Annotated in this window: 18 protein-coding genes; 13 read left to right on the plus strand and 5 right to left on the minus strand. The window is 64.8% G+C overall.

The annotated features are described in order from the left end of the window. The 3 genes from ccsB to msrQ all read left to right on the plus strand — a co-directional run bounded on the left by ccsB (position 1) and on the right by msrQ (position 3126). On the plus strand, positions 1-1212 hold the full coding sequence (ccsB, locus tag OKW38_RS20150; protein ID WP_090802147.1) for a c-type cytochrome biogenesis protein CcsB: 1212 nt from the start codon (positions 1-3) through the stop codon (positions 1210-1212). 206 nt (positions 1213-1418) lie between these two features. After that, entirely contained in the window at positions 1419-2414 is a 996-nt protein-coding gene (gene msrP, locus OKW38_RS20155) for a protein-methionine-sulfoxide reductase catalytic subunit MsrP (RefSeq protein ID WP_429362810.1), read from the plus strand. Positions 2415-2424: 10 nt separating this feature from the next. Further along, positions 2425-3126: a protein-methionine-sulfoxide reductase heme-binding subunit MsrQ gene (gene msrQ, locus OKW38_RS20160; protein WP_090802144.1), complete on the plus strand. Its 702-nt coding sequence runs from the start codon at positions 2425-2427 to the stop codon at positions 3124-3126. Positions 3127-3237: 111 nt separating this feature from the next. On the opposite strand, the gene lysA is transcribed toward msrQ, so the two are convergent. After that, positions 3238-4500 carry a diaminopimelate decarboxylase gene (gene lysA / locus OKW38_RS20165; RefSeq protein ID WP_429362812.1) on the minus strand — a complete coding sequence of 421 codons (1263 nt, stop codon included), beginning with the start codon at positions 4498-4500 and terminating at the stop codon, positions 3238-3240. A gap of 9 nt (positions 4501-4509) precedes the next feature. Beyond that, positions 4510-4854, minus strand: a complete 345-nt coding sequence (lptM, locus tag OKW38_RS20170) for an LPS translocon maturation chaperone LptM (RefSeq protein ID WP_429335407.1) — start codon at positions 4852-4854, stop codon at positions 4510-4512. A gap of 35 nt (positions 4855-4889) precedes the next feature. Between lptM and cyaY the strand changes: the two genes are divergently transcribed. Continuing rightward, positions 4890-5210: an iron donor protein CyaY gene (cyaY, locus tag OKW38_RS20175; RefSeq protein ID WP_429362813.1), complete on the plus strand. Its 321-nt coding sequence runs from the start codon at positions 4890-4892 to the stop codon at positions 5208-5210. Positions 5211-5304: 94 nt separating this feature from the next. Here cyaY and OKW38_RS20180 read toward each other — a convergent pair whose 3' ends face one another. Beyond that, positions 5305-7701, minus strand: a complete 2397-nt coding sequence (locus OKW38_RS20180) for a penicillin-binding protein 1A (RefSeq protein ID WP_090802139.1) — start codon at positions 7699-7701, stop codon at positions 5305-5307. Between the two features lie 270 nt (positions 7702-7971). Between OKW38_RS20180 and pilM the strand changes: the two genes are divergently transcribed. The 7 genes from pilM to OKW38_RS20215 all read left to right on the plus strand — a co-directional run bounded on the left by pilM (position 7972) and on the right by OKW38_RS20215 (position 15386). Beyond that, complete coding sequence (pilM, locus tag OKW38_RS20185; RefSeq protein ID WP_090802137.1) at positions 7972-8961, plus strand: pilus assembly protein PilM; 990 nt, start codon at positions 7972-7974, stop codon at positions 8959-8961. Next, complete coding sequence (locus OKW38_RS20190; protein ID WP_429362814.1) at positions 8958-9644, plus strand: fimbrial assembly protein; 687 nt, start codon at positions 8958-8960, stop codon at positions 9642-9644. The genes pilM and OKW38_RS20190 overlap by 4 nt, the downstream gene beginning before the upstream one ends. Continuing rightward, positions 9641-10573 (plus strand): hypothetical protein, encoded by a 933-nt coding sequence (locus OKW38_RS20195; protein WP_429362815.1) that lies wholly within the window; start codon positions 9641-9643, stop codon positions 10571-10573. The genes OKW38_RS20190 and OKW38_RS20195 overlap by 4 nt, the downstream gene beginning before the upstream one ends. Beyond that, positions 10570-12288, plus strand: a complete 1719-nt coding sequence (locus tag OKW38_RS20200; protein ID WP_429362816.1) for a type IV pilus secretin PilQ — start codon at positions 10570-10572, stop codon at positions 12286-12288. Before OKW38_RS20195 ends, OKW38_RS20200 begins: the two co-directional genes overlap by 4 nt. A gap of 114 nt (positions 12289-12402) precedes the next feature. Next, positions 12403-12954, plus strand: a complete 552-nt coding sequence (locus OKW38_RS20205) for a shikimate kinase (protein ID WP_090802131.1) — start codon at positions 12403-12405, stop codon at positions 12952-12954. Next, positions 12954-14039, plus strand: a complete 1086-nt coding sequence (gene aroB / locus OKW38_RS20210) for a 3-dehydroquinate synthase (RefSeq protein ID WP_429362818.1) — start codon at positions 12954-12956, stop codon at positions 14037-14039. Before OKW38_RS20205 ends, aroB begins: the two co-directional genes overlap by 1 nt. A 144-nt stretch (positions 14040-14183) precedes the next feature. Beyond that, positions 14184-15386 (plus strand): deoxyguanosinetriphosphate triphosphohydrolase, encoded by a 1203-nt coding sequence (locus OKW38_RS20215; RefSeq protein ID WP_429363789.1) that lies wholly within the window; start codon positions 14184-14186, stop codon positions 15384-15386. Positions 15387-15486: 100 nt separating this feature from the next. On the opposite strand, the gene OKW38_RS20220 is transcribed toward OKW38_RS20215, so the two are convergent. Then, positions 15487-15867, minus strand: a complete 381-nt coding sequence (locus OKW38_RS20220; RefSeq protein ID WP_090802126.1) for a DUF883 family protein — start codon at positions 15865-15867, stop codon at positions 15487-15489. A gap of 366 nt (positions 15868-16233) precedes the next feature. Beyond that, the gene (locus tag OKW38_RS20225) at positions 16234-16959 is read right to left on the minus strand and encodes an OmpW/AlkL family protein (protein ID WP_187612933.1); all 726 of its coding nucleotides are present in this window, start codon (positions 16957-16959) and stop codon (positions 16234-16236) included. Between the two features lie 187 nt (positions 16960-17146). Here OKW38_RS20225 and OKW38_RS20230 point away from each other — a divergent pair, with 187 nt between their 5' ends. Together OKW38_RS20230 and OKW38_RS20235 are read left to right on the plus strand one after the other, a co-directional pair. Beyond that, entirely contained in the window at positions 17147-17854 is a 708-nt protein-coding gene (locus tag OKW38_RS20230) for a transposase (RefSeq protein WP_187612932.1), read from the plus strand. Positions 17855-18207: 353 nt separating this feature from the next. Beyond that, positions 18208-22911 (plus strand): glutamate synthase-related protein, encoded by a 4704-nt coding sequence (locus tag OKW38_RS20235; RefSeq protein WP_429362820.1) that lies wholly within the window; start codon positions 18208-18210, stop codon positions 22909-22911. Positions 22912-22987 lie beyond the last annotated feature (76 nt).

A 22987-nucleotide genomic window follows, 5' to 3' on the forward strand; every position in this document is an offset into this window, starting at 1 on the left:
ATGGACTTGACTCAGGTTTCCTCCTCCTCTTCTTCTGCTTCACGCGCCGACAAGGCGTTTGCGAGCAGCACGCCCGAACTCCCGAACTTCGACGAACGGCCGTTCCTGAAACGCCTGGGTATCGTCGACTGGCTGTTCGCGCTCGCGCTCGTCGGGGGCGCCGGGTTCGCGCTGTCGCGCTATTACCCGTTCATGAACTACTACGACAAACTGGTGCTGATGTGCTCGGTGCCGGTTTTCGTCGTGCTCGGCTGGCGCTGGAAGCCGGTGCGTCCGCTGATGGTGGGAATCGCCGCGCTGTCGCTGCTCGCAATCCAGATCTACCACGGCGATCTGAGCCGCGCCGACAACGCTTTCTTCCTCAAGTATTTCCTGTCGAGCCAGTCCGCGATCCTGTGGATGAGCGCGCTCTTCGTATTCGCGACCGGGTTCTACTGGATCGCGCTGCTGTCGCGCTCGCCGACCGGCGCCGCGATCGGCTCGAAGATGACGTGGGCGGCGGTGCTGATGGGCTTCGTCGGCATGATGGTGCGCTGGTACGAGTCGTATCTGATCGGCGCGGACGTTGGCCATATTCCGATTTCGAACCTCTATGAAGTGTTCGTGCTGTTCAGCCTGATCACCGCGCTGTTCTATCTGTACTACGAGCAGCACTACAACACGCGCGCGCTCGGCGCGTTCGTGTTGCTCGTGATCAGCGCAGCCGTCGGCTTCCTGATGTGGTACTCGGTCGCGCGCGACGCGCAGCAGATCCAGCCGCTCGTGCCGGCGCTGCAAAGCTGGTGGATGAAGATTCACGTGCCGGCGAACTTCATCGGCTATGGCAGCTTCGCGCTGTCGGCGATGGTCGGCGTCGCATATCTGGCGAAGGAACGCGGCGTGCTCGCGGATCGTCTGCCGGCGCTCGACGTGCTCGACGACGTGATGTACAAGTCGATCGCGGTCGGCTTCGCGTTCTTCACGATCGCGACGATTCTCGGCGCGCTGTGGGCCGCCCAAGCCTGGGGCGGCTACTGGAGCTGGGACCCGAAGGAGACGTGGGCGCTGATCGTGTGGCTGAACTACGCGGCCTGGCTGCACATGCGTATGATGAAGGGCCTGCGCGGCGCGCTCGCCGCGTGGTGGGCGCTGACCGGGCTGCTGGTCACGAGCTTCGCGTTCCTCGGCGTGAACATGTTCCTGTCGGGCTTGCATAGCTACGGCAAGCTGTAAGATCCGCCGCGCTGAACCGACTAAGAACCGCCGCGTGCTTTCGCACCGGCGGTTTTTTTATGGCCGATGGAATATTCGTTGCTCCCCGGTGTTCGCCAGTCGAGCACCTGAGCAACTACCCGTGGATGACAGACGCCCCCAAAGGGGCGATCATCAATAAGGCTCCGCAACGCGCGCGACGCGGCGGGCCGGCAAGGAGTAGCACGATGTGGATCAAGCGAAGCGACAGAATTCAACTGACCGGCGATGACATCGCGCGCAGCGAAATCGCGCCGCGGCACGTGTTCGAAAACCGGCGACGCATCCTGCAGGCGGCGGGCGCGATGGCGCTCGGCGGCCTGATCGGCGTGAGCGGCGAGGCGCTCGCGACCTACTCGTCGCCCGATCCGAAGGCGCAGAAGCTCGCGGCGAAAACCAACACCAGGTTCGTCGCGCTCGACAAGATCACGCCGTACAAGGACATCACAACCTACAACAATTTCTACGAGTTCGGCACCGGTAAATCCGACCCCTCGCAGCGCGCGGGCACGTTGCGGCCGCATCCGTGGAAGGTGAGCGTCGAGGGCGAGATCAAGAATCCGAAGGTGTACGACATCGACGATCTGCTGAAGCTCGCGCCGCTCGAGGAGCGTGTGTACCGGCATCGCTGCGTCGAAGGTTGGTCGATCGTGGTGCCGTGGATCGGGGTCTCGCTGTCGGAGCTGATCAAACGCGTCGAACCGACCGGCAATGCAAAGTACGTGCAGTTCATCACGCTCGCCGATCCGTCGCAGATGCCAGGGTTGTCGGCACCCATACTCGATTGGCCTTACTCCGAAGGCCTGCGGATGGACGAGGCGATGCATCCGCTGACGCTACTGACGATGGGCCTCTACGGCCAGGTGCTGCCGAATCAGAACGGCGCGCCGGTGCGCGTCGTGGTGCCGTGGAAGTACGGCTTCAAGAGCGCGAAGTCGCTCGTAAAAATCCGCTTCGTCGAGAAGCAGCCGCCGACGAGCTGGAACACGTACGCGTCGAACGAATATGGGTTTTATTCGAACGTGAATCCGAATGTCGATCATCCGCGCTGGAGTCAAGCCACTGAACGGCGCATCGGCGAAGACGGCTTTTTCACGCCGAAACGCAAGACGCTGATGTTCAACGGTTACGGCGATCAGGTCGCGTCGCTCTATCAGGGCATGGACCTGACGAAGAACTTCTAGGGCGAGCGCGATGGTTTCCGATACGCAAACTGTCACCCGCACCGAGCCTGCGACGCGGCGGACCTCGTCGGCGTCGGCGGCGAAGCCGCGTTCCACCGGCGGCGCGCGCTGGGTCGTGCCCACCAAAGTCGCGGTCTTCATCGCGGCGCTCTATCCTCTCGCGCGCCTCGTGCTGTTCGGCCTGACCGACCGGCTCGGCGCGAATCCGATTGAATTCATCACGCGCTCGACCGGCCTGTGGACGCTCGTGTTCCTGTGCATCACGCTCGCGGTGACGCCGCTACGCCGTCTGACCGGCGTCGCCGCGTTCGTGCGTTTGCGCCGCATGCTCGGGCTCTACACGTTCTTCTACGCGACGCTGCATTTCACCACGTACCTGTGGTTCGACAAGTGGTTCGATGTTGCCGAGATTCTGAAGGACATCGGCAAGCGGCCGTTCATCACGGTGGGCTTCGCCGCGTTCGTGCTGCTGATCGCGCTCGCGGTCACGTCGCCGCGCGCGATGGTGCGCAAGCTCGGACGTCGCTGGCAGACGCTGCATCGCGCGATCTATGCGATCGGCGTGCTCGCGATCCTGCATTTCTGGTGGATGAAGGCGGGCAAGCACGACCTGCTGCTGCCGAAGATCTACGGCGCGGTGATGATCGCGTTGCTGGGATGGCGACTGGTGGTGTGGATACGTGAGCGGAGGATGGGAACGCGCCGACGATGATGGCGAGTTTATTGGCGTCACGCTGTTTCAAATAAAAATGGCGATGCCACCGTGGCATCGCCATTTTCGTTGCTGCGCTCGACCTTCGCGCTCTGCCGCAGGGACTGACGTTTACGCCGGCAGTATCGTTTCATCCGCAAACAGCTGCTTGACCTCTTCGCGCGCGCGAACCACATGCGCCTGTGTACCATCCACCATCACCTCGGCGGCGCGCGCACGGGTGTTGTAGTTCGAGCTCATCACGAAGCCGTACGCGCCGGCCGAGCGGATCGCGAGCAGATCGCCGGGTTCGATCGCGAGCAGCCGCTCGCGGCCGAGCCAGTCGCCGCTTTCGCAGACCGGGCCGACCACGTCGTACACATGCGCGGGGACGTCGCGCTTCACGACCGGCTCGATGGCGTGATAGGCGTCGTACATCGCGGGGCGCGCGAGATCGGTCATCGCCGCGTCGACGATCGCGAAGTTCTTGTCCTCGCCCGGCTTCAGAAACTCAAGACGTGTGAGCAGCACGCCCGCATTGCCGACCAGCGAGCGGCCCGGCTCGAAATAGACTTCGCGGTGACCGTGGCCGAGCGCTTCGATGCGATCGAGCACCGTGCGCACGAACTCACCGATTTCCGGCGGCGTTTCGTCGTCGTAGGTGATGCCCAGACCGCCGCCGACGTCGATATGGCGAATCGACACGCCGTCCTGCTCGATCTGCTCGACGAGTTCCAGCACCTTGTCGATCGCGTCGAGATAGGGCGCGACTTCAGTGATCTGCGAGCCAATATGGCAGTCGATGCCGATCACCTCGAGATTCGACATCGCCGCGGCCGCCTGGTAGGTGGCACGCGCATCTTCGAACGCGATGCCGAACTTGTTGGTCTTGAGTCCGGTGGAAATGTACGGATGCGTTTTCGCATCGACATCGGGATTCACGCGCAGCGACACCGGCGCTTTCTTGCCCATCTCGCCCGCCACCGAATTGAGGCGGTCGAGTTCGGGAATCGATTCGACGTTGAAGCATTTGACGCCCGCCGCGAGCGCGTCGCGCATTTCGCTTGCCTGCTTGCCAACGCCCGAAAACACGGTGTTTTCCGCTTTGCCGCCAGCCGCGAGCACGCGCGCGAGCTCGCCGCCCGACACGATGTCGAAGCCCGCGCCGAGGCGCGCGAACACGTTCAGCACCGCGAGATTGCTGTTGGCCTTGACGGCCACGTGCACGCTCGCGCGACGCCCCGCGCAGGCGCCCGCATAGGCGTTCCACGCAGCGGTGAGCGCGGCGCGTGAATAGACGTAGAGCGGCGTGCCGAACTGCTCGGCGAGGGAAACGGCGGACACGCCTTCGGCGTGCAATACGCCGTCGACGTAGTCAAATGCGGATCGAGTCATGCGAAAGTCTTATTGAACGGAAGGGACGGCAGAGGCGGGCAGCGGCACTGCGGGAGCCGATGCCGCCGAAGCGGGCGGCGCCGCGAGCTGGTCTTCGGGGGCGAGCGTGAGCGGCGTGCCCGAGGTGTCCGGGATCGAACCCGTGTCGGCCGCGCTGCCGCTAGCCGGTTGGCTTCGATCGGTCGATGGCGTTTGCGTGCGGTGAGCCGGCGGGGCAGGCATCGGCGGTACGGTCGGCAGATAGAGTGAGCCGCGTTGGCCGCAGCCGGTAAGCGCACAACCTGCGAGAATGACTAAAACCGCTACAATCGCGCGGCCGGGCGCTGCCGCGCGCATCCGAGTTACGACTCGCATGACTGTCCCTGAATGAATAATCGATGGAGTTTAGCATGTCCGATAGTGATTACCTGACCCGTGCGGAAGCCGTGCTGGCCGCCATCGAGAGCGCGCTCGACGACATCGACGCCGACATCGAGCTCGAGCGCAGCGGCAACGTTTTGACGCTCGAATTCGAGAACCGCACGAAGATCATCGTCAACCTTCAGCCGCCGATGAGCGAGATCTGGATCGCCGCCAAAGCCGGTGGTTTCCACTTCCGTTTCGTCGACGGTGAATGGCGCGACACGCGCAGCGGCGCGGAGTTTTTCGCGGCGCTGTCGCAGTATGCGACGCAGCAGGCTGGCGACCCGGTGCGGATCGCCGCGCTATGAGCGCGGTGTAATCAGCGCGAGACGCTCTCAAAACAAAACCGCCGCGTAACGAACGCGGCGGTTTTTTCTTTTCTAGCGGGACATCGACGCAGCCTCAGTGCCCGCGGAACAGATTCATGATGTCCTGCTTTTCCTGTTCGCCAACCTGTTCCGGAGCGGCGGCTGCCGCGCTCGCCTCCGCATCGAGCGTCGCCTGACTGACGCCGACCGTCGCGATGAAGCCGTGGCCCGGCGTGAACTCGTCGAAATAAAGCTCCGAGCCGATTTCGCTGACGCCGTCGGGGCGTGGCATCTTGTACTCGGGCACCCCCTTCAGCGCGCGTCCCATGTACTCGATCCACACCGGCAGCGCCAGGCCGCCGCCGGTTTCCTTGTCGCCGAGGCTGCGCGGGTTGTCGTAGCCGATCCACGCGATCGCGGTGAGCGTGTGCTGATAGCCGGCGAACCACGCGTCGCGGGAATCGTTGGTCGTGCCGGTCTTGCCGGCGAGATCGGTGCGCTTGAGCACGTTGCTCTTCGCCCCGGTGCCGTGCTGCGCGACGCTTTGCAGCAGGCTATTCATCACGTAGGCGTTGCGCGGTTGGATCGCGAACGGCGCGCTTTGCCCGGCCACGAGCGGCTGCGCGTGCGCGACGACGATGCCGCGCTGATCGGTGACTTCGGCGATCAGATACGGATTGATCCGATAGCCGCCGTTGGCGAACACCGAGAACGCGCCGGCCATTTGCAGCGGCGTCACGAGGCCCGCGCCAAGCGCCATCGGCAGATAGGCGGGATGGCGGTCCGCGTCGAAGCCAAACCGCGTGATGTATTGCTGCGCGTACTTCGGGCCGATCTGGTTCAGGATGCGGATCGACACGAGGTTCTTCGATTTCTGCAGCGCGGTGCGCATCGTCATCGGACCGTCGAAGCCGCCGCCGTAGTTTTTCGGCTCCCACGCCTGGCCGCCGGTTTCGGCGGCGCTGAAGAAGAGCGGCGCGTCGTTGATGATCGTGGCGGGCCCGAGGCCCTTTTCGAGCGACGCCGAATAGATGAACGGCTTGAAGCTGGAGCCCGGCTGACGCCACGCCTGCGTCACGTGATTGAACTTGTTCTTGTTGAAGTCGAAGCCGCCGACCAGCGAGCGGATCGCACCGTCCTGCGGCACCAGCGAGATGAACGCGCCTTCCACCTGGGGCAATTGCGTGATCGACCAGTCGCCCTCGTCGTTCTTCACGAGCCGCACGATCGCGCCGGGCCGGATGCGCTGATTCGGCTGCGCGCGAGGGCCGAGCGCGAACTGCGCATAGCGCAGGCCGTCGCCCTGAATGGTCGCGACATTGCCGTCGATGAACGCCGCCTGGACCTGCTTCGGGCTCGCCGCCGTGACGACGGCCGCGATGATTTCGCCATTGTCGGGATGTTCGAGCAGCGCGTCGTCGATGGCCTGCTCGCGCTCGTCGGCGTCGGCCGGCAGATCGATGAACGCCTCCGGGCCGCGATAGCCGTGACGGCGCTCGTAGTCCATCAAGCCTTTGCGCACCGCGTGGTAGGCGACGTCCTGATCGGCCGAGTCGATCGTGGTCACGACGTTCAGGCCGCGCGTGTAGGCTTCCTCGCGATACTGCGCGTACATCATCTGCCGCACCATTTCCGCGACGTATTCCGCGTGCACGCTGTACTCCTTGCCCATGCCCTTCACGACGAGCCGCTGCCGGCTCGCCTCGTCGTACTGTTCCTGAGTGATGTAGTGCAATTCGTACATGCGCTGCAGGATGTACTCCTGGCGCACCTTCGCACGCTTCGGATTGACGACCGGGTTATACGCGGAGGGCGCCTTCGGCAGACCGGCGAGCATTGCCGATTCGGCGAGCGTCAGGTCCTTCAGATCCTTGCCGAAGTACACGCGCGCGGCACTCGCGAAACCGTACGCGCGCTGACCGAGATAGATCTGATTCATGTACACCTCGAGAATCTGATCCTTGCTCAGCTTCGACTCGATCTTGTACGCGAGCAGCATCTCGTAGATCTTGCGCGTGTACGTCTTCTCGCTGGACAGAAAGAAGTTGCGCGCGACCTGCATCGTGATCGTGCTCGCGCCTTGCGTCGCATGACCGTTGGTCAGCGCGACGAAGCCGGCTCGCGCGATGCCGGTGAGGTCGACGCCGCCGTGCTCATAGAAGCGCGCGTCCTCGATCGCGAGAATCGCTTTCTTCAGGCTGTCGGGCACGTCCTGGATGTGCACGATGTCGCGCCGCTCCGCGCCGAATTCGCCGATCAGCACGTGGTCGGCCGTATAGATTCGCAGCGGCACTTTGGGCTGATAGTCGGTCAATGCATCGAGTGACGGCAGGTTCGGCGTCGCGACGACGAGCGCATAGCCGAGCACCAGCGCCACGCATACGATGCCCGCCACGATCAACCCGACAAAGCCGAGGATCAGCTTCAGCCATAACGGACGTTTGCGCCGTTTCGGCGCGGGCGGCGGGGACGTAGGAGACGTGGCTTGCATAGGAGTACCGGAAAAACAGTCCCGCGATTATAGCCGCCAGGGTTTTTCTGCTTTCGACAAGCTTACGAATGACGCGCAATCGGCACACGCCAGGCGGCGCGGGAATGACTTCGCTGTAGTCCCAACTGTAGTCGCTTTGATGTCGCTCGGGGCGGCTTCGCATCCGCGTTAGCCATTCGGCTGAATGTCGTTAGGACGTGCGTCTGCCGACAATGATCCCTCGTTACTCGCGTTCGAATGGTTCGTCGCGTGAGTCAGAGGGAGGGCGGTATGGCCTATAAAAATTCGTGGCTTCAGGCGGTGCGGGAGGGCCGGCAGCGTTTCGCCGCCGGCATCGATGTCGGTTCGCAAAACGTGCGTCTCGTCGTGGTGAGTCAACGCGCCCGAGGCGCGCTGCATCTCGAACATATGAGCACGGTGCCGTTCGCGGCCGGCACCATGGCGGGCGCCGAGATCGTCGATCGGCAGGCCGTCGCGCGGGCGTTGCGCGATGCGTTCGCCGGTTTGCCGCGCGTATGCGCGACGCACGCGCTGCGCTGCGCGATGGCCGTGCCTTCGTCGGCCACGCTGACGACGACAGTGCCGCTCGCGCGGCTCGCCGCTCAGAGCGACTGCGAGGCGGAGGACGGCGGCGTTGCGCTCGCCGGACTTGCGCCCGCGGTGATGGGAGAGGCGGAGCGCATCGCCGGCCTCGAGCGTCATGCGCTCGCGGTCGACTGGTACGTCGACGAGACGCCGTCGCCGGTGCGCTCGGTCAAGATCGCCGCGACCGCGCGCCAGCATCTCGAAGCGCGGATCGAATGCGCCGCGACCGCAGGGATTTCGCTGTCCGCGATCGATGGCGAACCGCACGCGGCATTGCGCGCGCTGCGCCACGCGGCCAGTCGCGAGCTCGACCCGAACGAGCCGTACGCGGCGGTGTGGGTCGGTACGGACGGCGTGTACGGCTGGAGCGTCGTCGATGGCGCGAGCGTCGGCGAGATGCGCTACCCGGCGCCGGAGCATGCCGATCTCGCCGACGCGTTGCGCGATCTCATGCGCGGGCCGGAGTTCGACTGCGCGCTGATTGGCGGCGAAATCGATCTGCTCGACGGCGTCGGCTTTTCACTCGCCGATATTGGCGACGTGCTCGGCTGCTCGGCGCTGCCGTTCGAATGCGCGCTGCTCGGCAGCCACGCGCGGCCGCTCGACGACGCCTTGCTGCACGAGCCGGCTGGCGCGGTCGCGTTTGGGCTCGCGTTGCGCGGGGTGCTGGAATGAGGGCCGTTCTGTCGTTTTCGTCTGGCGTCGCCGCGAGTGCCGATCAGCGCGCCGCTGTACCGTGGCTGGGCGGCTTCAATCTGCTGCCGTATCGCCAACGCAACGCGCGACTCGCGCGGCGCCGCTGTATGCGCGACTGGGCTGTGGCCGCTTGTGTCGGTGCCGCGGGTGTGTTGCTCGTCGCCGGTTGGCAGAGCTTCGCTGCAGCGCGGCTCGATGCGCGGCGCGCGGCGGCCGGGCAGGCGCTGACTCCGCTCGCCGTGCCGCTCGCGGAGCACGCGAAGCTGTCGCGGGCCGAACAGGATGAGCGCGAAGCCGCGGCGCGCGCCGCGAGTCTCGCGAGGCCGCTCGCACATCTGCGCGATCTGCTCGACGCGCTGAGCTTCGAACCCGGCGATCGCGTCGTGTTGCGGCAGTTGCGCCAGCGCGAGTACGAGACTGAATTGCTGGCGACTTCGAGCGGCCATATCGCATCGGCTGAGTGGCTCAAGCGGCTCGGCGCGATCCACGGCGTGCAGGGCGCGGAGATGCGCGATCTGCATCGGCCGACGGGGAAGGGCGGCGCGTCGACGGAACAGGCGATAGGCGGGCCCGTGGAGTTCGATGCGCGCCTGCGCTGGGGCGATCCGCCGCACAAAGCGACGCGCGCCCTGAAGGCCGCACGAACGGGAGGTGCGCGATGAGCACGACCTTTTTCGAGGCGGGTGGTGCGGCGCATGGGTCCGCGGGTTTTTCGCGCTGGGTCAAGCGGGCGCGTATGCCGCTCGAGGCGTGGAGTCGGCGCCGTCGCTGGCTCGTCGCGGCGACGCTTGCCGCGCTCGTGTTCGGCGTCGGCGCGTACGGCTGGAACGCGGCTGATCTCGCCGGACTGGAAGCGAGCCGCGCGGCGCTCGCGGTCAGCACGCAGCGTCTCGCGGCCGCGCGGCACACGCTCGCACAACTGCCGTCGCTGCGCCGTGCAGCCGCGGCGATGCCGGCCACGGCGTCGAGCGCCGTGTCGTGGAACTCCGCCGACGACGTGCGCATCGTCTCCGAGCTGGCCACGCAAAGCGGCGTCGCGCTGCTTGCGGTGGAACCGGGCGCGGCGAGCGGCGAGGGCGTCGAGCGGATGCGCGTGCTGCAGCTCACCGCGCGCACCGACTTCGTTCACCTGATGGCGTTTTTCCACGGACTCTCGCAACTGCCGGTGCTGATCGTTCCCGTCGACGTGACCGTCAAGCAGGACGGCAAAGGGCTCGCGGTGGCCGCGACGCTGCAGGTGTACGCCGCGCTGCGACCGGTGCCCGACACCCCGGCTGCGAGCGCCGAGGCGAGCCCTGACGCCGACGAGGCTGCCGACGATGACGACGAAGGCCTCGTGTTCTTCGATCCGTTTGCGAAGTCGCAGATCTCCGCGAGCGGCGAGCTGGGCGATGCTTCTGAGTTGCGCCTTGTCGGTTTGCTGCGCGATCGTACCCGCGGGCTCGCGCTGCTCGACACGCCAGACGGCACGACGACGGTCGCGGCTGGGCAACGACTGGGCGTCGAGCGGGTCACACAGCTCGACGCGCTTGGCATTACGCTCGCGAACGGCGGCGCGACGCGCACGCTGACGCTGACGGAGGCGTCATGATGCGCCCGCTCAAGCGATGGAGCGTGGCGACGCTGGGTGTCGGACGCGAGGTCCGCGTCGTCTCCGGACGGTGTTTCGGGCTCTACGTCGCCGCGACGCTGGGTGCCGGCGTCGCACAGGCAGCGACGCCACTGCTGCCGCCGCCGTTGCCGACTTACGCGGCGCTCGACGACCCGGCCGTATCGGCCAACACCGCCTACGAGACGGCGCCGCTGCCGAGCGGCGGCATCGGCCAGGCGGCGAATCCGTTCGGCGACGTTTCCACGCCAGGCGGGGCCCAGGAGCCGGACACGCTCCAGCCGGCCGCGCGTTCCGCGATAGCGCCCGACGCCTCCCCGGACGACCTCGCCAACGGCCCGATGCCGCCGCCTTCGCCAACACAACCCGCCACCCCGGCTCGCGACGACAGTGCCGGCACGCCTGGTCTCGAAGGCCCGCCGGTCCCGCTGCCGCCGCGGCCGCGCCTCGCCGACGCATCGGCCAGTGCGGACTCGGGCCTTCCCGCGGGCAACGAGCCGATCTCGCTGAGCTTTCAGCGTGCGCAACTTGGCGCGGTCCTGAAAGCGTTCGCCGAGTTCACCGGCCTGAACATCGTCGCCAGCGACAAAGTGCGCGGCGCCGTGTCGATACGTCTCGACAAGGTGCCGTGGCGCACCGCGTTCGACACCTTGCTCGATGTCAATAATCTGGCGATGGAGCGCCACGGCAACGTAATCTGGGTCGCGCCTGCCGCCGAGCTCGCCGCGCGCGAACGTCAGCGCTTCGAAGCCCACGCGCGCGCCGCGGACCTCGAGCCGCTCGCGAGCCGCACGTTCGAGCTGCACTACGCGCACGCCGAGGACGTGCGTCGCCTGCTGACCGGTTCCGGCACGCAGCGCGTGCTGTCCAAACGTGGCGCCGTCACCGCTGATCCGCGCACCAACCTGCTGTTCGTCACCGATCTCGCGGGGCGGCTCGAGCAGATCGCGGCGCTGATCGCTTCCGTCGACCGGCCGACTCGCCAGGTGCTGATCGAGGCTCAGATCGTCGAAGGCGACCAGGGCTTTTCGCGCAATCTCGGGGTGCGGCTGTCGCTCGCCGGCACCAGCGCGGACGGTACGTCGAGAGGGCTGACGGGTGGAACGGACGGCTCCGTGTACGATCTGTCGGCCCGACCGATCTCCGGATTCGATGCCGCGACCGCCGGCCTCACGCTGTTCGCGGCTCACGCGACCCGGCTGCTGAATATCGAACTCTCGGCGCTCGAGTCCGAAGGGCATGGGAAAATCGTGTCGAGCCCACGGGTCGTCACCGCGGACCGGATGAAGGCGATCGTCGAGCAGGGCACCGAGCTGCCGTATCAGGCGAAGGTCGGCCAGGGCGTATCGGGCGTGCAGTTTCGCCGGGCGACGCTCAAACTGGAGGTCGAGCCGCAGATCATGCCGGATGGCCGCGTGGTGCTCGATCTCGACGTCGCGAAGGACAGCGTCGGCGAGCAGACCGACGCCGGGCCCGCGATCAACACCAAGCACGTGCAAACGCGCGTCGAGGTCGAGGACGGTGGTACGGTGTCGATCGGCGGAATTTACGAGACCGACGACCGTGACGACGTCGAGCGGGTGCCCCTCCTCGGCAAAATACCGGTTCTGGGCGCATTGTTCCGCCATCGGAGTCATCGCGACACGCGTAGCGAACTGGCGGTTTTCATCACGCCGCGCGTGGTGCGGGAAAATTAGGGCATATAGGGCACGCATGCACCGCCGTCCGCCGGCGGCGCGCAGGCTCGACAAGGCAGCCGCTTTGCCAGTAAGCTGCGGCACGAACTACACCGGATTAGCCAGAGGACACCGTTGCAAGCGCGGGACGCACACGCCAATGTTTTTTTCGTAGGGCTCATGGGGGCAGGAAAAACCACTGTGGGTCGGGCGGTTGCGCGCCGTCTCGAGCGCCCGTTCTTCGATTCCGACCATGAAATCGAGGCGCGCACGGGCGCGCGCATTCCCGTGATCTTCGAGCTCGAGGGCGAAGCGGGCTTTCGCGATCGCGAAGCGAGCGTGATCTCCGAGCTGACCGGGCGCGACAATATCGTGCTCGCGACCGGCGGCGGTGCAGTCCTGCGGCCGGAAAACCGCGAAGCGTTGAAAAGCCGTGGCCTCGTGATCTATCTGCGCGCCAATCCGCATGACCTGTGGCTGCGCACGCGGCGCGACAAGAATCGCCCGCTGCTGCAAACGGAAGACCCCAAGGCGCGCCTCGAAGCGCTCTATGAAGTGCGCGACCCGCTGTACCGCGAATGCGCGCACTTCGTGATCGAAACCGGCCGGCCCTCGGTCAACGGACTCGTCAACATGGTTCTGATGCAGCTCGAGATGGCCGGCGTCGCCAAACATCCTGCTTCATAATGGACCGTATGATTACCGTCAACGTCGAACTGGGCGAGCGCGCCTACCCCATCCATATCGGTGCCGGCCTGATCGGCCAGACCGCGCTGTTCGCGCCGCATATCGCCGGCAACTCGGTCACGATCGTCACCAATAGCACCGTCGATCCGCTCTACGGCGACAAGCTGCGCGCAGCGCTTGCGCCGCTGAACAAGCAGGTGTCCACGGTGATTTTGCCGGACGGCGAAGCACACAAGAATCTGCAGACGCTGAACCTGATCTTCGACGCGCTGCTCGGCTCGCGCGCCGACCGCAAGACCACGCTGATCGCGCTCGGTGGCGGTGTGATCGGCGACATGACCGGGTTTGCCGCCGCCTGCTACATGCGCGGCGTGCCGTTCATCCAGGTGCCGACCACGTTGCTGTCGCAGGTGGATTCGTCGGTCGGCGGCAAGACCGGCATCAATCATCCGCTGGGCAAGAATATGATCGGCGCGTTCTACCAGCCTCGGGCGGTGATCGCTGACATCGGCGCATTGCGTACGTTGCCCGAACGCGAACTCGCGGCGGGCATCGCCGAGGTCATCAAGACCGGCGCAATCGCCGACGCCGGATTCTTCAGTTGGATCGAGGCCAATATCGAGGCTTTGAACCGCTGCGAACCGGAGGCGTTGACCCTGGCAGTCAAACGCTCGTGCGAGATCAAGGCGTCGGTGGTGGCGCAGGACGAGCGCGAAGGTGGTCTGCGCGCGATCCTCAACTTCGGTCACACGTTCGGCCACGCGATCGAAGCCGGACTCGGCTATGGCGAGTGGCTGCACGGCGAGGCGGTCGGCTGCGGAATGGTGATGGCGGCGGATCTGTCGGTGAGGCTCGGCCATCTCGATGAAGCGTCGCGCAAGCGGCTCGTCGACGTCGTGCTTGCCGCGCATCTGCCCACTCGTGCTCCCGCGCTCGGCGCGGATCGTTACATCGAGCTGATGCAGATCGACAAGAAGGCGGAAGCCGGCGCGATCAAGTTCATTCTGCTGAAGCGTTTCGGTGAGACACTGATCACCCGCGCGCCCGACGCCGACGTGCATGCGACGCTGGCCGCCGCCGTCTAGATTCAACACGGCCCTGCAGCCACGCTTCACGCACCCGCGTCACGAGGCGCCGCCCATGTTTCGGAGGACCCGGTGACTGACAGGCGCAGCGACGATATCGAGCATGACACGACGAGCGCGCGCGCAGGCGCCGGGAACGGCGTCATCGCCGCCACGGCCAGCACCGCGGATGCCGCTGCCGCGGTTGCCACACCCGCCGTCCCCGCGCCGACCCAGCAGGCGCTCGAAGCGCATCTCGCGCCGTACGCGGCGCATTCGAGCCAGTCGCGTGGGCGTCGCTATGCGGAAACCGCGCCGAGCGCGCGTACCGAGTTTCAGCGCGACCGCGACCGCATCGTCCACTCGACCGCATTCCGGCGGCTCGAATACAAGACTCAGGTATTCGTCAACCACGAGGGCGACCTGTTTCGCACGCGCCTCACCCATAGCCTCGAAGTTGCGCAGATCGCGCGCTCGGTTGCGCGCAATCTGCGCGTCAATGAAGATCTCGTCGAAGCGATTTCGCTGGCGCACGATCTCGGCCATACGCCGTTCGGCCATGCCGGCCAGGATGCGTTGAACGAATGCATGCGCGAGCATGGCGGCTTCGAGCACAACCTGCAGAGCCTCACGGTCGTCGACGAACTTGAAGAGCACTACGGAGCGTTCAATGGGTTGAACCTGTGCTTCGAGACGCGCGAGGGCATTCTCAAGCATTGCTCACGCGACAACGCGCGCCGGCTCGGCACATTGGGCGAGCGCTTTCTCGAAGGGCGGCAACCGTCGCTCGAAGCGCAGATCGCCAACGTCGCCGACGAAATCGCGTACAACAATCACGACGTCGACGACGGTCTGCGCTCCGGTCTGCTGTCGCTCGAGCAGCTCGCCGAAGTGGAACTCTGGCAGACGCACTGCGAGGCGGCGCGCGGCGACTATCCGCAGATCGAGGGGCGTCGGCTGATTCACGAGACGGTGCGGCGCGTGATCAATACGCTGATCGTCGATCTGATCGAAACGACACGGGCCAATCTCGCGCGCCACGCGCCGGCGTCACTCGACGACGTGCGCGCGGCGCCCCCGCTCGTCGCGCACAGTGATGCGATCGCCGCGCAGGCCGCGGCGCTCAAGCGCTTCCTGTTCAGAAACATGTACCGTCACTATCGCGTGATGCGCATGGCCAACAAGGCACGCCGCGTCGTGGTCGGCCTGTTCGACGCGTTCACCGACGACCCGCGGCTGCTGCCGCCGGACTATCAGTCGGCCGATGCGACGCGTCAGCCGCGTTTGATCGCGCATTACATCGCCGGGATGACCGATCGTTACGCGCTGAAGGAGTATCGGCGGCTGTTCGTGATCGACGACAACTAGGCGCTAGCGGCTGGGCGCGGCAAGCGGTGTAACGTTCAGCCTTCGCATCGAGCGGCCGTCGCGCCCCCTTGCCAGCACCGTCAAACCGGGCAAGCCAGCGTCATCGCGAACGGGACGCGAACAGCGCCCCCAGCACCAGCGCAAGCCCGCCGACGATCGCAATCGTCTGCCACGGATTTTCATGCACGTAGTGATCGGCGTCCGAGATCGCGACGCCGGCCCGATCGCGCATCGCGTCGCGCGTGTCGTTCAGCCGCTCGCGCGCGGCGTCCAACTGTTTGCGCAGCCTGCCGCGCAGGGCCACGGCGTCGGCCTGCGTGCCGTCGGCCAAGGTCGATTCGAGTTCCGACAGCAGGGTGCGCAACTCGACCGCGATGTCTTCGGCCGCGTGGCGGCTGTGGCGAGCGATGCGCCGCGCGCGGCGACTCGCGCTGGTCCAGGATTCGCCGAGGGCGTCTCGCGTATTTGGAAGTGCTGTCATGGTCGCTCCGTCGATGAGTTGAAAGGCCCCGCGCATCGTCGCGCGGACACGCAATGCGCAGACGCAGTATCACGTCGTCGCATAGGAAACGCCATCTAAACGCAACTTCGATGCCAAGCGCTGCATCGCCGGTACCGCTGCACGCGTGCGGCTCACGACAGGATGGGGCGTGCCCGGATCGTCGCCGATTTTGCACATGGACGCGCCGAATTCGCGTCAAATTTACAAACGCTGATGCCGGATGACGCTGCCACCCCGATGCAACAGAGACGCCAAATGCAAACGCCGTGATCGGTTCGATGACGGCGTTCCCAAGGTCGCGAAAATTCGACTACCCTAATTTAAGCTACCCGCTCTAGCGAAGCGTTAGAAACGGTAACCGACGTTGACGTAAGTGACGATCGGGTTCAGCTTGATCTTGGTTTGCGATTGCACGGTCAGCGTGCCGACCGGCGTGGCCGATGCCGAACTGAGCTTTGCGGTCGTGCTGAGCGGCAGGTACGAGATCGACACGCCGGCGAACCAATGCTGATTGAAGGCGTACGTGAAGCCCGCATTAAACACAGGTTCCCACGAACTATCCGTCGACACACTGGTCGGACCATGCAGAACGTTGGCTACGAATGCGCTGTTGGAAATGTGTGCGTCGGTGAACCAGATGCGGCTCACACCGAGACCGAGATACGGGCGGAACGAAGCGGTCGGCGCGTTGAAGTAGTACTTGAACAGCAGCGTCGGGCTCCACTGTTTGGCCTGCCCGAGCTTGCCGAACTGCGCGAAGCTGCCCGTGCCGTACAGATCGAAAGTAGGGGGGACGCCAATGACGAATTCGGTTGCGATATGGTCGGTGACGAAGTAGCCGGCGGTGAAACCGATGGTATCGGCCGAACTCAGCGAGGCGCCGGTGTTGGCTTCGGTGATGTTGGTTGGGCTACCGCCAATGCTGGTCACGGTCAGTGGGTCGCTGCTCGATTGGGGCGCAAGATGGAACCAGCCCGTCGAGAAGTAAATGGTGCCGGCCGATTGTGCGTGCGCTGCCGTGCTCATGCAGGCTAGCACTGCCATCCCCGTTACGGCCTGTTTTAATTTCATATGTGCTCCTCCAAAAAAGGCCCGCTCATTATGACTACAACGTTTGAAACAAACCATACGCGGCGGTTAGAGTTTTCTCCCTAAGCACCGCGTGGTTTCTGGCTTGGCCGCATGGCGCCGAACCTTGCGCCCATGCGGCTCTTCGGACCTTCGGGTATATACCAACGCGACTATTGGACACTCCAGCATGGCACGGCTTGCACGTCTTTATGTCCCCGACCAGCCGCAGCACGTCATCCTCCGCGGGCTCGACCAGCAGCCCGCCTTCGTCGACGACCAGGACTACGAGCTTTTCATCGACTGTCTGAAGGCGGCCTCCCGGGACCATCACCTTTCGATCCACGCTTACGCCTTGATGCCGGGCGCCGTGCAACTGCTCGTCACGCCCACCGAGGAGTCGAGCCTGCCCAAGGCGATGCAGGCCGTCGGGCGGCGCTATGTCGCGCACTTCAACCGGCGCTATGCGCGTCGCGGCACCTTGTGGGAAGGCCGTTACCGGGCCACCGTGATCGAGGGTGAGCGCTACTTCCTGCTTGCGAGCCGGGTCGTGGAAATGTGTCCGGTGCGCTTGCAGCTGGTCAACGCGGCCGACGATTATCGCTGGTCGAGCTACCGTCATCACATCGGCCTCACCCTCGACAGTCTGATCACGGATCACCCCCTTTACTGGTCGCTCGGCAATACGCCGTTCGAGCGACAGCGTGCTTATCGCGAACTGTGCGAGCAGCCGCTCGACGAGCGCGAGGCAAGTCAGCTCCAGCAAGCCACGTTGAAGGGCTGGGTGCTCGGCAGCGACACGTACCGCGAATGGGCGGCGCGCGCCGCCAATCGACGTGTGTCACCCCTACCGCGTGGCCGACCACGCAAGGTGCGCGAGACGCCGCATACGCAGTGAGGCGGCGGCAGGGCGATACCCCGGCGGCGCCGATAGAGCCGCTTTAAATCGGATTAAAGCGATTTGCATCAAGGGACTGCATGAAGACGGCACGTCGGATGCCGTTTTCTTTTGCCCCAAGTTGATGTGGCACCAATAAAAAATAACCGCACTGCACCAATTTGATAATCGGGGTCTTATCATTAGGTTTTATTTGCTATTTCCTTGATTCGTCGCGTATATTCCGATTTCCGACGCTTTTCGTCCCGCGCAGTCTTGCTGCGAGAAAGAGCGCCGTCGTAATCGCGAAGCGCACTGCGGCAAAAACACAATGGTTTAACGGCCTGTCCGGCCTCCTCACAGACGGTGTCCCCATGAACGACCACCAGCAACCGATTCACCCGGTTCCCGCCGCCCAAGGTCTGTACGACCCGCAAAACGAGCATGATGCCTGCGGCGTCGGCTTCGTCGCCCATATCAAGGGCCACAAGAGTCACGAAATCATCCAGCAGGGCCTGAAGATTCTCGAGAACCTCGATCACCGGGGCGCCGTCGGCGCCGATCCGCTGATGGGCGACGGCGCGGGCATCCTGATCCAGATTCCGGACGGCTTCTATCGCGAAGAGATGGCCCGGCAGGGCGTGACGCTGCCGCCGGCTGGCGAATACGGCGTCGGCATGATTTTCCTGCCGAAGGAGCACGCGTCGCGCATCGCCTGCGAACAGGAGCTCGAGCGCACGGTGAAGGCCGAGGGTCAGGTCGTGCTCGGCTGGCGCGACGTGCCGGTCGACCACGCCATGCCGATCTCGCCGACCGTGAAGGCGAGCGAGCCGCTGATCCGCCAGATCTTTATCGGCCGCGGCAAGGACATCATGGTGACCGACGCGCTTGAGCGGAAGCTGTACATCATCCGCAAGACCGCGAGCCATCGCATCCAGGCGCTGAAGCTCAAGCACGGCAAGGAATACTTCGTGCCGTCGATGTCGGCGCGCACGGTCGTCTACAAGGGTCTGCTGCTGGCGGGCCAGGTCGGCGTGTACTACCGCGACTTGCAGGACGACCGCACCATCTCGGCGCTCGCACTCGTGCACCAGCGCTTCTCGACCAACACGTTCCCGGCGTGGGAACTGGCTCACCCGTACCGCATGATCGCCCACAACGGCGAAATCAACACGGTGAAGGGCAACGTCAACTGGCTGAACGCGCGTACCGGCGCGATCGCCTCGCACGTACTCGGCGACGATCTGCCGAAGCTGTGGCCGCTGATCTATCCGGGCCAATCGGATACGGCATCGTTCGACAACTGTCTCGAACTGCTGGTGATGGCCGGCTACCCGCTCGTCCACGCGATGATGATGATGATTCCGGAAGCCTGGGAACAGCACACGCTGATGGACGAAAATCGCCGCGCGTTCTACGAATACCACGCCGCCATGATGGAGCCGTGGGACGGCCCCGCCGCCATCGCGTTCACCGACGGCCGCCAGATCGGCGCGACGCTCGACCGTAACGGTCTGCGCCCGGCGCGCTACATCGTCACCGACGACGACCTCGTCATCATGGCGTCGGAAGCCGGCACGTTGCCTATTTCCGAGTCGAAAATCGTCAAGAAGTGGCGTCTGCAGCCGGGCAAGATGTTCCTGATCGACATGGAGCACGGCCGCATCATCGACGACAAGGAACTGAAGGACAACCTCGCGAACGCCAAGCCGTACAAGAGCTGGATCGACGCCGTGCGCATCAAGCTCGACGAGATCGAGGCGAAGGCCGAAGACGTCGTGACGGAACGCCGCGAAGCTGCTGCGCTGCTGGATCGCCAGCAGGCGTTCGGCTACACCCAGGAAGACCTGAAGTTCCTGATGGCGCCGATGGCGCAAGCGGGCGAGGAAGCCGTCGGCTCGATGGGCAACGACTCGCCGCTCGCGGTCATGTCCAACAAGAACAAGACGCTCTATCACTACTTCAAGCAGCTGTTCGCGCAGGTCACGAACCCGCCGATCGACCCGATCCGTGAAAACATGGTGATGTCGCTCGTGTCGTTCATCGGCCCGAAGCCGAACCTGCTCGACACGAACAATATCAACCCGCCGATGCGTCTCGAAGTGTCGCAGCCGGTGCTCGACTTCAAGGACATCGCGAAGATCCGCGCGATCGATCAGTACACGGGCGGCAAGTTCAGCTCGTACGAACTGAACATCTGCTATCCGGTCGCCTGGGGCAAGGAAGGCATCGAGGCACGCCTTGCGTCGCTGTGCGCGGAAGCCGTCGATGCGGTCAAGTCCGGCTACAACATGCTGATCGTGTCGGACCGCAAGACCGACCGCGACAACGTCGCGATTCCGGCGCTGCTCGCTACGGCCGCGATCCACACGCACCTCGTGCAGCAGGGTCTGCGCACGAGCACGGGTCTCGTCGTCGAAACCGGTTCGGCGCGTGAAACGCACCACTTCGCGCTGCTCGCGGGCTATGGCGCGGAAGCCGTGCACCCGTACCTCGCGATGGAAACGCTGAGCCAGCTCGCGGCCGGCCTGAAGGGCGACCTGTCGGCGGAGAAGGCGGTCTACAACTTCACGAAGGCAGTCGGCAAGGGCCTGCAGAAGGTCATGTCGAAGATGGGTATTTCGACCTACATGTCATACACCGGTGCGCAGATTTTCGAAGCGGTCGGTCTTGCCGCGGATCTGGTGTCGAAGTACTTCCACGGCACGTCGTCGAAAGTCGGCGGCATTGGTCTGTTCGACGTCGCGGAAGAAGCGATCCGTTTGCATCGCGAAGCATTCGGCGACAACCCCGTCCTCGCGAACATGCTCGACGCGGGCGGCGAGTACGCATACCGCGTGCGCGGCGAAGAACACATGTGGACGCCGGATGCGATCGCCAAGCTGCAGCACTCGGCGCGCAGCAACTCGTACCAGACGTACAAGGAATATGCGCATCTGATCAACGATCAGACCAAGCGCCACATGACTTTCCGCGGCCTGTTCGAGTTCAAGTTCGATCCGACCAAGGCGATCCCGCTCGACGAAGTCGAACCGGCGAAGGAAATCGTCAAGCGTTTCGCGACCGGCGCAATGTCGATGGGCTCGATCAGCACCGAAGCGCACGCCACGCTCGCCGTCGCGATGAACCGCATCGGCGGCAAGTCGAACACCGGTGAAGGCGGTGAAGACGCGAACCGTTATCGCAACGAACTGCGCGGCATTCCGATCAAGAACGGCGACACGATGAAGTCCGTGATCGGCGACGAAGTGGTCGTCGACATTGCGTTGAAGGAGGGCGACTCGCTGCGCTCGCGCATCAAGCAGGTCGCGTCGGGCCGCTTCGGCGTGACGGCGGAGTACCTCGCGTCGGCCGACCAGATCCAGATCAAGATGGCGCAGGGCGCGAAGCCGGGCGAAGGCGGTCAGCTGCCGGGTCACAAGGTGTCGGACTACATCGGCAAGCTGCGGTACTCGGTGCCGGGCGTCGGCCTGATTTCGCCGCCGCCGCACCACGACATCTACTCGATCGAAGATCTGGCGCAGCTGATTCACGATCTGAAGAACGTGAACGCGTCGTCGAGCATCTCGGTGAAGCTCGTGTCGGAGTCGGGCGTCGGTACGGTTGCCGCGGGTGTCGCGAAGGCGAAGGCCGACCACGTCGTGATCGCCGGTCATGACGGCGGCACGGGTGCATCGCCGCTGTCGTCGATCAAGCATGCGGGCACGCCGTGGGAACTGGGTCTCGCCGAAACGCAGCAGACGCTGGTGCTGAACCGGCTGCGCGGCCGTATCCGCGTGCAGGCCGACGGTCAGATGAAGACCGGCCGCGACGTCGTGATCGGCGCGCTGCTCGGCGCTGACGAGTTCGGCTTCGCGACGGCGCCGCTCGTCGTCGAAGGCTGCATCATGATGCGCAAGTGCCATCTGAACACGTGCCCGGTCGGCGTCGCGACGCAAGATCCGGTGCTGCGCGCGAAGTTCCAGGGCCAGCCGGAACACGTCGTGAACTTCTTCTTCTTCATTGCGGAAGAGGCGCGCGAAATCATGGCGCAACTCGGTATCCGCAAGTTCGACGACCTGATCGGTCGCGCGGAACTGCTCGACACGAAGAAGGGTATCGAGCACTGGAAGGCGAAGGGCCTCGACTTCTCGCGTGTGTTCTACCAGCCGCAAGTGCCGGCTGAAGTCGCGCGCAAGCACGTCGACGTGCAGGATCACGGCCTCGACCGCGCGCTCGACCACACGCTGATCGAGAAGGCGAAGGCCGCGATCGAGAAAGGCGAGCACGTGTCGTTCATCCAGCCGGTGCGCAACGTGAACCGCACGGTCGGCGCGATGCTGTCGGGCACGATCGCGAAGAAGTACGGCCACGAAGGACTCGCGGACGACGCGATCCACATCCAGTTGAAGGGCACCGCGGGTCAGAGCTTCGGCGCGTTCCTCGCGAAGGGCATCACGCTGGATCTGGTCGGCGACGGCAACGACTACGTGGGCAAGGGCCTGTCGGGCGGCCGCATCATCATCCGTCCGACCAACGATTTCCGCGGCAAGTCGGAAGAGAACATCATCTGCGGCAACACGGTGATGTACGGCGCGATCGAAGGCGAAGCCTTCTTCCGCGGCGTGGCCGGCGAGCGTTTCTGCGTGCGTAACTCGGGCGCGACGGCGGTCGTCGAAGGCACGGGCGACCACGGTTGCGAATACATGACGGGCGGCACGGTCGTCGTGCTCGGCGAGACGGGCCGTAACTTCGCGGCCGGTATGTCGGGCGGCATCGCGTACGTGTTCGATCCGGACGGCATGTTCGCGAGCAAGTGCAACAAGTCGATGGTCGCGCTCGAACCGGTGCTGCAACAGGCCGAACAGGAGCGCACGGTCGATCAGGGCGTGTGGCATCGCGGCACGACCGACGAAGCGCTGCTCAAGGGGCTCATCGAGCGTCACTTCCAGTTCACGGGCTCTCCGCGCGCGAAGGCGCTGCTCGAAAACTGGGACGCGGCACGCCGTCAGTTCGTGAAGGTGTTCCCGACCGAATACAAGCGCGCGCTCGGCGAACTCGCCGCGAAGAAGGCGAACAGCGAAGTGCTCGCCGCCTGAGCTGCCTTCACGGAAGTCAACTTTAGACGTACCCGCCGCGTTCCGACCAATCGACGCGCGGCGGGTCCAGATTACC

Source organism: Paraburkholderia sp. MM5496-R1, from assembly GCF_050436205.1.
Taxonomy (GTDB): Bacteria; Pseudomonadota; Gammaproteobacteria; order Burkholderiales; family Burkholderiaceae; genus Paraburkholderia; species Paraburkholderia tuberum.

Coding starts and splice junctions, on each gene's coding strand:
- pilM (WP_090802137.1), top strand. CDS start 7,972: ATGGCCTATAAAAATTCGTGGCTTCAGGCGGTGCGGGAGGGCCGGCAG.
- OKW38_RS20190 (WP_429362814.1), top strand. CDS start 8,958: ATGAGGGCCGTTCTGTCGTTTTCGTCTGGCGTCGCCGCGAGTGCCGAT.
- OKW38_RS20235 (WP_429362820.1), top strand. CDS start 18,208: ATGAACGACCACCAGCAACCGATTCACCCGGTTCCCGCCGCCCAAGGT.
- OKW38_RS20225 (WP_187612933.1), bottom strand. CDS start 16,959: ATGAAATTAAAACAGGCCGTAACGGGGATGGCAGTGCTAGCCTGCATG.
- OKW38_RS20220 (WP_090802126.1), bottom strand. CDS start 15,867: ATGACAGCACTTCCAAATACGCGAGACGCCCTCGGCGAATCCTGGACC.
- OKW38_RS20195 (WP_429362815.1), top strand. CDS start 9,641: ATGAGCACGACCTTTTTCGAGGCGGGTGGTGCGGCGCATGGGTCCGCG.
- cyaY (WP_429362813.1), top strand. CDS start 4,890: ATGTCCGATAGTGATTACCTGACCCGTGCGGAAGCCGTGCTGGCCGCC.
- OKW38_RS20230 (WP_187612932.1), top strand. CDS start 17,147: ATGGCACGGCTTGCACGTCTTTATGTCCCCGACCAGCCGCAGCACGTC.
- OKW38_RS20200 (WP_429362816.1), top strand. CDS start 10,570: ATGATGCGCCCGCTCAAGCGATGGAGCGTGGCGACGCTGGGTGTCGGA.
- lysA (WP_429362812.1), bottom strand. CDS start 4,500: ATGACTCGATCCGCATTTGACTACGTCGACGGCGTATTGCACGCCGAA.
- OKW38_RS20180 (WP_090802139.1), bottom strand. CDS start 7,701: ATGCAAGCCACGTCTCCTACGTCCCCGCCGCCCGCGCCGAAACGGCGC.
- ccsB (WP_090802147.1), top strand. CDS start 1: ATGGACTTGACTCAGGTTTCCTCCTCCTCTTCTTCTGCTTCACGCGCC.
- aroB (WP_429362818.1), top strand. CDS start 12,954: ATGGACCGTATGATTACCGTCAACGTCGAACTGGGCGAGCGCGCCTAC.
- lptM (WP_429335407.1), bottom strand. CDS start 4,854: ATGCGAGTCGTAACTCGGATGCGCGCGGCAGCGCCCGGCCGCGCGATT.
- msrQ (WP_090802144.1), top strand. CDS start 2,425: ATGGTTTCCGATACGCAAACTGTCACCCGCACCGAGCCTGCGACGCGG.
- msrP (WP_429362810.1), top strand. CDS start 1,419: ATGTGGATCAAGCGAAGCGACAGAATTCAACTGACCGGCGATGACATC.